The sequence below is a fragment of the Amycolatopsis sp. NPDC003676 genome (genome assembly GCF_053587275.1).
On the sequence record NZ_JBSFNS010000013.1, the window covers coordinates 148,732 to 155,985 of the forward strand.

8 protein-coding genes are annotated in these 7,254 nt (G+C 68.0%); 5 read left to right on the forward strand and 3 right to left on the reverse strand.

Annotation, left to right across the window (positions count from 1 at the left end):
- The first annotated feature begins 6 nt into the window (after positions 1 to 6).
- Both ACWDNU_RS11635 and ACWDNU_RS11640 read left to right on the forward strand, forming a co-directional pair.
- On the forward strand, positions 7 to 570 hold the full coding sequence (locus ACWDNU_RS11635) for a hypothetical protein (protein ID WP_370939980.1): 564 nt from the start codon (positions 7 to 9) through the stop codon (positions 568 to 570).
- Entirely contained in the window at positions 567 to 1,556 is a 990-nt protein-coding gene (locus ACWDNU_RS11640; protein ID WP_449668739.1) for a hypothetical protein, read from the forward strand. The genes ACWDNU_RS11635 and ACWDNU_RS11640 overlap by 4 nt, the downstream gene beginning before the upstream one ends.
- Here the strand turns inward: ACWDNU_RS11640 and ACWDNU_RS11645 are convergent.
- Positions 1,553 to 2,074 (reverse strand): arsinothricin resistance N-acetyltransferase ArsN1 family B, encoded by a 522-nt coding sequence (locus ACWDNU_RS11645; protein ID WP_449668740.1) that lies wholly within the window; start codon positions 2,072 to 2,074, stop codon positions 1,553 to 1,555. The genes ACWDNU_RS11640 and ACWDNU_RS11645 overlap by 4 nt on opposite strands.
- Positions 2,075 to 2,116: 42 nt before the next feature.
- On the opposite strand from ACWDNU_RS11645, the gene ACWDNU_RS11650 reads away from it, so the two are divergent.
- Both ACWDNU_RS11650 and ACWDNU_RS11655 read left to right on the forward strand, forming a co-directional pair.
- Positions 2,117 to 2,674 carry a helix-turn-helix domain-containing protein gene (locus ACWDNU_RS11650; protein ID WP_449668741.1) on the forward strand — a complete coding sequence of 186 codons (558 nt, stop codon included), beginning with the start codon at positions 2,117 to 2,119 and terminating at the stop codon, positions 2,672 to 2,674.
- A 92-nt stretch (positions 2,675 to 2,766) separates the two neighbouring features.
- On the forward strand, positions 2,767 to 4,167 hold the full coding sequence (locus tag ACWDNU_RS11655; RefSeq protein WP_449668742.1) for an MFS transporter: 1,401 nt from the start codon (positions 2,767 to 2,769) through the stop codon (positions 4,165 to 4,167).
- Here the strand turns inward: ACWDNU_RS11655 and ligD are convergent.
- Together ligD and ACWDNU_RS11665 are read right to left on the reverse strand one after the other, a co-directional pair.
- A complete protein-coding gene (gene ligD / locus ACWDNU_RS11660; protein ID WP_449668743.1) occupies positions 4,058 to 5,647 on the reverse strand; it encodes a non-homologous end-joining DNA ligase LigD in 1,590 nt (529 codons plus the stop codon). The genes ACWDNU_RS11655 and ligD overlap by 110 nt on opposite strands.
- Before the next feature lie 18 nt (positions 5,648 to 5,665).
- Positions 5,666 to 6,142, reverse strand: a complete 477-nt coding sequence (locus ACWDNU_RS11665) for a MarR family winged helix-turn-helix transcriptional regulator (protein WP_354748503.1) — start codon at positions 6,140 to 6,142, stop codon at positions 5,666 to 5,668.
- A gap of 84 nt (positions 6,143 to 6,226) precedes the next feature.
- Between ACWDNU_RS11665 and ACWDNU_RS11670 the strand changes: the two genes are divergently transcribed.
- Positions 6,227 to 6,862 carry an FMN-dependent NADH-azoreductase gene (locus tag ACWDNU_RS11670; protein ID WP_449668744.1) on the forward strand — a complete coding sequence of 212 codons (636 nt, stop codon included), beginning with the start codon at positions 6,227 to 6,229 and terminating at the stop codon, positions 6,860 to 6,862.
- The last annotated feature ends 392 nt before the right edge of the window (positions 6,863 to 7,254 follow it).

Here is a 7,254-nt window from a genome sequence, read left to right on the forward strand (position 1 = left end):
GGCGAGGTGACTACGCCCGCAGAGGACCAGCGCGACCACGTGATGGCGCGCGCGTCCGCGCTCCGCCGTGAGATTCGCGCGGGTCTGGCGCAGCTGCCGGACCAGGCGGACGACGAACGCACGCAGACGCTCGACACCCTGGTCGAGCGGGCGGAGGCCCTGCTGAGCACCGAGAAGGAAGTCGACGCCGCCGTCGAGCAGGTGCGGCTCGCCCGGCTGGAGGCGAAGCGCGGCAAGGTCCAGCGGACGACGTTGTACCTGGCGGTCGCGCCCGTCGCGGTCGGGATGGTGAGCGGCGCGATGATGCTGTTCGGTGCACTGAACGCGGTCTGGTTGCTGCTCGCGTTGCCGTTGCTGGGCGCTGGCTTGCGGATCGCGTTCGGGCCGCTCGGGCCGACGCCGCTGATGGTCAACCGGCGGCAGCGGGCTGCGTACAGCGGAGCGCTGGCGGCGATCTTCACCGCGGTCGCGCTCATCGGGCCCGGGCCGACTGCCCAGCCGATCATGGTCATTCTGGCGGCGCTCGCCACGGTCGCGACTGTGGCGTTTCTGGTGCAGGAGGCGCGGTGACCTATTCCGAGTACTACCGCGACACCGAGTACTACCCGGTCGAGGAAGGCACGGAGGCCGATCCGGAACTGGTTGCTCTCACCGACACTGTCGGCGGTATGCAAGAGACCGTCGACGATCTGGAAAGCCGCACCGTCCGCGACCTTTCCGAACTGCGCGAGACCGTCGAGTCGTTCACCGAAACGCATTCCCGGCACGAAACCCGCCTCGACCACACCGCCCGGCAGCTCGAACGGCTCCGGCAGCGGCTGCTGGTGCTCGAACGCGCGGTGCGAGTGTCGGAGAAGGTTCCGGTGGTCGACCTGGACAACGTCGGCCCGCGGCTGCGACAGCTCGCCGCCGAAGCGGAACGGCGGCACAGCCTCGCCGCGCAGCTGCTCACGCCGAGCCAGCGCCGACCGCACGAAGAGGACCTCGCGCGGCTGCCTCAGGCGCAGAAAGCGTTGGCGGAGTGCGAAGTCGCGTTGATCGGTGTGCTGGAGGTGCTGGCGACAGCCGAGCGCGGCACGCCAGAACGGGACGACGCGGAGTCGCGACTGTCCGAAGTGGTCGCTCGCCGGCGCGGTGTGCTGGACCGTCAGCTTCCTGCCGCGCGGGAGGATGCCGAAGCGGCGCAACAACTTCTGGCCGCGGACGAGGTGACGCGGACCCGGGTGCTGCCGCAGATCGAGAAGTGCGAGCGGGATTGGGAAGAGCTGCATTCCCGGCTGCGCGAACGGATCACCGAGGCGATCGGGTCGAGCGCGTTGTTGCCGGTGTGGTTCACGCACGCGTTCGGAGTCGCGCCGCCGTCCGGCGCCGCGGGCGACAAGTGGATCCGCGCGGCGACGTCAGCGCTGGCCTACCGGGTGACGCACGGCGTGGTCGATCCCGCGCTGCCGCTGGGGGAGCCACCACCGTCGGACACCAACTGGACGGAACCGAAGTGGTCCTGGCGGGCTCGGTTGGAGCACGACATCGAGGAACTCGACCTCGGGGTGGACTAACGCAGTTCCTCTGGTGCGGCGTCGGTCGTGGGGGCGAGTTCGCGTTGCATCCAAGTGACGTCGCGCCAGGCACCGTGTTTCCAGCCGATCTTGCGCCAGGTTCCGATGAGTTCGAAGCCCATCGCTTTGTGCAGCCCGACGCTGGGTTCGTTCGGCTGCGTCATCCCGGCGACTGCGGTCCGGAAGCCGCGTTCGGCTAGGCGGGCGAAAAGGGCTTCGTACAAGGCTTTCCCTCCACCTGCGCGTCGTCGGTCCTGCGCTAGGTACACGCTCACTTCGCACGACCAACGGTAAGCAGCACGTTCCTTGTACGGGCTGCCATACGCATACCCGACCACCGCGCCGTCGATTTCTAGCACCAGCCATGCGTACGACTTCGTCGCTTTCGCGATCCGTGCGGCCATTTCCGTCGGCGTCGGCGGTTCGGTCTCGAAGGTGATCGCGGTTTCCCGGACGTACGGCGCGTAGATCGCCGCGCAGGCTTCGGCGTCCCGTTCTTCGGCAGGTCGGATCAGCATGTGCACGATAGTAGACACAAGCCGCTGCTATAGTCGACCACTGTGACCGATCCCCTCTCCGCTTCGCTCGCCGCGGCGGTGCGCGAAGCCCGCCAGGACCGTGCGCTGTCCGCTGGCGTGCTCGCCGAACGCTCCGGAGTTTCCCGCGCCATGATCGGGAAAATCGAACGCGGCGAGGCGCAGCCGACGGCCGTGTTGCTGAGCAGGCTCGCCACCGCGCTCGGGCTCACGCTGTCCGAACTCATCGCCCGCGCGGAGGGGGACGACCGCCGCCTCGTCCGGCGCGAGGACCAGCCGACCTGGCAAGACCCGGTCACCGGCTACGTGCGCCGCGCGGTCTCGCCGCCCGGGCACGGCGCGACCGAGCTGGTGGAAATCGACCTGCCGCCCGGCGCGATAGCCGGGTTCCCGGCGAGTTCCTATGTCGTCGCGGATCACCAAGTCTGGGTGCTGTCCGGCCAATTGCGCTTCCGCGAAGGCGAAGTGGTGCACGAACTCTCCGCGAGGGATTGCCTTCAGCTGGGCCGCCCGGTCGACTGCGCGTACGAGAACCCCGGAACCCAGCCGTGCCGCTATCTGGTGGTGCTCACCAAACGCTGAATGTGACTCAGTTCACGCCTGTTTTGTCTGATTACCGGGGTCTCCCGCCCGGAGATGATGCGACCGCATAAGGCATCCGGGAGGAGAAGCGAGTGGGTTCGTGGCGCGAATTGGGAGCGCACTTCAGCACAGCGGTCGTGCTGGCCGGCGGCGTGCTCGTCGGCGCGGTCAACATCTATGTGGCGGCAAGCCTTTTGCCGACCGCAGTCGCCGACATCGGCGGGGAACGGCTCTACGCGTGGAACATGACGGCATTCCTGGTCGCGCAGGTCGTCGCGACGATGTTCGTCAGCAGGGCGCTCGCCCGGCTCGGCAACGCGGCGGCGTACTACCTCGGGTTCGGCGTTTTCGCGGCGGGCTCGGTGGTGTGCGCGGTGAGCCCGGCGATGCCGGTGCTGCTGGCCGGTCGCGGGATGCAGGGACTGGGCGCGGGATTGCTGACCGGACTTGGGTTCGCGGTGATTCATTCGGCGCTGCCGCAGCAGTTGTGGGCTCGGGGGAGTGCGTTGATCTCGGCGATGTTCGGCGTCGGCAACCTCGTCGGCCCGGCGCTCGGCGGACTGTTCGCGCAATTCGGTTCGTGGCGGGTGGCGTTCGTCGTGCTGGCGGTTGCGGCGGTCGTGATCGCGGCGTTGGTTCCGCGGGCGCTTCCGCGTAGCGAACGAAGCGGCGAGGAGGCCCCGGTGCCGACCTTCGCGCTGGTCGCCGTCGTGGGTGCGGTCGGGGCGGTGAGTGTTGCCGGAATCTTGACGAACGTCGTCGCAATGGCCGCGTTCATCGTGCTGGGATTTGGCTTCGTGCTGGCATTTCTGCTCGTCGAGAAGCGCGCCGCGATCCGCGTGCTGCCCGCTGCCACGTACGAGTCCGGCTCGTCGCTGAGGTGGATCTACCTGACCATCATGTGCCTGGCGGCCGGAGTGTCGGTGGAGTCGTTCCTGCCGTTGTTCGGCCAGCACCTCGGCGGATTGCCGCCTGCCGCAGCGGGATTCTTCTCCGCCGCGCTGTCGTTCGGCTGGTCGGCGAGTCAGATAGTCAGCTCGTCAACCCGCCGGGTCCGGCTGCTCTGCCTGGCCGGACCGACACTGCTGGCTCTCGCGTTCGTCGTACTTGCCTTGCTGCAGAAGGAAAACGCTTCAGTCTTGGCATGGCTGATCGTGCTGCTGGCCGGTGGCACCGGGATCGGCATCGCCATGCCACACCTGTCGGTCGCCGCGATGGCCAGCGGTCAGCAAGCGGCGGCCGCGATCGCGACCGTGCTCACGATGGCGACCGCGTTCGGGGCGTCGATCGCCGGGCTGCTGGTGAACGTGGGCGCACCGTCGATGGTGACGTCGGCGCGCTACCTGCTGATCGGCTTCGCCGTCGTTGCCGCGGCGGGGATTTTCACGACAGCTGCGGCAGGTGTTGGTGCACGTCGAGTAACTGAGCGAACGGATCTCCCGTCTTCGCCACGCGATCGAGCACCGTCCGGATCGTCCACCGATCCGGAGTGAGGTCGGGGTCGTCGAGTTCGTCCCACTCCAGCGGGACGGAGACCGGCGCCCCCGGCTTCGGCCGCACGCTGTACGGCGCGACGAGGGTTTTGTTCAGCACGTTCTGCGTGTAGTCGAGCCGCGCCAGCCCGCCGCGGCGGTCCTTGTGCCACGCCCAGCTCACCAGGTCCGGCACGATCTTGCCGATCGACTTCGACACGGTTTCCGCCCACGCTCGCGTCTCGGCGTACGTATACCGCGGCTCGACCGGCACCCAGATCTGAATGCCGCGCTGCCCGGTCGTCTTCGGCCGTCCGACGAGCCCGAAGTGGTCGAGCGCGGTGCGGTGCAGCCGGGCGAGCGCGAGCACGTCGTCGAAGGACGTCTCGGAACCGGGGTCGATGTCGAACAGCAGCCAGGTCGGATGCTCGACGTCGGACGTGCGCGACGTCCAGGCGTGCAGCTCCAGCGCGGCGAAATTGGCCAGCCAGGCCAGATCCGCGACGCCGGAGGGCACGAGGTACTGCTGCACGTCGCCGGGGTCGGCTGCCTCGTAATGCCAGCGATGCAGCCACTCCGGCGCGTGGTCGGGCACTTCCTTGTGCCAGAAACCGGGTTTGCCGACGCCGCCCGGAAACCGGTTGGTGTTGAGCGCGCGGCCGGCGAGGTAGGGGAGCATCGTCGGCGCGATCCGGGTGTAGTACTCGATCAGCTCGCGTTTGGTGATCGGCGCTTCGTCGTCGCGGCCGGGAATCAACGTCTTGTCGAGATTGGTGACCTTCAGCTGCCGCCCGGCGACCGTCCACGTGCCTTGCTTGCCAAGGTCTCGCAACGCTTTGAGTTCGTCCTCCGACGCAGGCTCGAACACCGGGTGTAGCGGAACTTCCGCCTCGGTGGCAGGCAGATCGCCGCGCCACAACGCCGGTGGCGCGGCCGCGATCTCGTCATTGGTGAGCCCGCTCTTCACCGACTTCGGATGATCCTCCGCGTCCCAGCCGGCCGTGGCGTGGTCGTCCTGCTTGTGCAGCAGAAACCACTGCTTCCCGTCGCCGTCGCGCTTGGGATGAATCAACACGAAGCGCCCGGCCAGCTTCTCGCCGAACAGATCGAAGTGCAGGTTCCCGTCCGCGAGCGCCTGCTCGGGATCGTCGGTGTCGACCGGCTCCCAGCGCCCGCGATCCCACACGATCACGTCCCCGCCGCCGTACTCGCCGTGCGGGATCACGCCCTCGAAATCGGCGTACTCCAGCGGATGGTCCTCCACGTGCACAGCCATCCGCCGCGCCTTCGGATCAAGCGTCGGCCCCTTCGGCACCGCCCAGCTGACCAGCACGCCACCGAGTTCGAGCCGGAAATCGTAATGCTTCCGCCGCGCCCGATGCCGCTGCACGACGAACCGGTAACCAGGTTCCTTGGGGGCGTTCGCACCAGACGGCTCGTCGGTCTTCGCGAAGTTGCGCATCGCGCGGTACTTCGCGAGCCGCTCGGCGGCACCGTCCACTTCGCTGCCCCTCCCCGTTCAGCAGGCCGGAGGTTCCTCCGTGCAAGAGCTGCTGTCGACCGTTCCCGAAGCCGCCTGCAACAGCAAGTTGTAGAGCTGTTCGCGCTGGTCAGGGTCAAGCGCCGCGAAAACCTCGTCCTCGACCGCCGCGAGCGCCGCCTCGGCCCGGGCCAACTCCTTCGCCCCGCGCTCGGTCAGCACGACAACGTGCCGTCTGCGGTCCTCCGGCGACCGCCGCCGCTCGATCAACTGGTCGTTTTCGAGGTCGTTGAGCAGGCCGACGACGTTGGTGCTGTCCATCTCGAGGATCTGCGCGAGGGACTGCTGGGTGCTGGATCCGCGAGTCTGCAGGACAGTCAGCGCGATCAAGTGCCGAGGCCGCAGCCCGAACGGAGCCAGCACGCTTTCCGCGCGCAGCCGGATCCGTCGCGCGAAGTGCTCGAGCAACGCACCAGACCTGCGCGGAGCCTGGGCGACGAGCGGCAGCGGAGCCATGTGTCCAGTCTACGAGACGGCCGGGGTAGCTGCCGTGCTATAAATGGTTTGTCCAACACAAACTATCTACGGACGGTCATCGACATGGCACACCTGCTGCACCTCGACTCCAGCATCAACGGCGACCGCTCGGTAAGCCGCAAACTCAGCGCCCGTGCTGCTCAGGCCTGGCGAGCAGCCCATCCGGAGGGGACGGTGACCTACCGAGATCTCGGCGCGAACCCGGTCCCGCACCTGGACCCGCTGGCCTGGGAAGCCCGCATCACCCCGTCGTCCGAGCACACCGAAGCCCACCGCGAAGCCGCCCGAATCGGCGCGGAATTGGCGGCTGAGGTCCTGGCCGCGGACACCGTCCTGCTGGGCCTGCCGCTCTACAACTACGGCGCACCCAGCTCGGTGAAAGCCTGGGTAGACCGCCTCATCGCCTCCGCCGGCGACGACCCGTCAGTGCTGGGAACCGGCCGGGAACTCCTGGTGTTGGCCAGCCGAGGCGGCGGCTACGGAGAAGGCACGCCCCGGTACGGCTGGGACCACGCAGAAGGCTGGCTCCCGCACGGCCTCTCCCTGACCGGATTGGAACCGCGCTTCATCACCGCGGAATTCACCATGGCGGACGTCAACCCCGCCCTGGCCGACTTCCGCCCGCACGCCGAGGAAAGCCTGGCCGCGGCGGAACGAGAAATCGACGCCCTCTGGACCCCCGCCACCGCCACCCGCTGAATGCCCGAATGCAATGAGCCCTTCACGGCTTTCTGTCGGCGGGTAGTTGTACGTGAGGGCCACCCTGAGGGAATCTGATTCCCTCAGGGTTCCCCTCACGACCTTCCGCGCGCCGTGAGGGACCCCTTCCCGGACCGCTCCGCTCGCCGTCGCTGGGCTGGGGCGCCAGCCCCAGTCACGAACCGCAGCCAATGCACCCAACTCGAGGTGCACCCACACCACCCCCGCACCCCGATACGAAGCCAAAATGCGGTCTGAGGGTGGTTGTCAAGGCATCTTTCCAGCCTTGACAACCACCCTCAGACCGTCATCACAATCAAGCTTCGGGGTGCCCCACGCACCCGAGGACGGCAATGTCGCCGCCAGGCGACGAGCCGAGACTCAGACAACAA

Bases quoted from the DNA above. Each gene is read 5' to 3' on its own strand.
- ACWDNU_RS11645 (WP_449668740.1), bottom strand. From the start codon at position 2,074: ATGCTGATCCGACCTGCCGAAGAACGGGACGCCGAAGCCTGCGCGGCG.
- ACWDNU_RS11665 (WP_354748503.1), bottom strand. From the start codon at position 6,142: ATGGCTCCGCTGCCGCTCGTCGCCCAGGCTCCGCGCAGGTCTGGTGCG.
- ACWDNU_RS11670 (WP_449668744.1), top strand. From the start codon at position 6,227: ATGGCACACCTGCTGCACCTCGACTCCAGCATCAACGGCGACCGCTCG.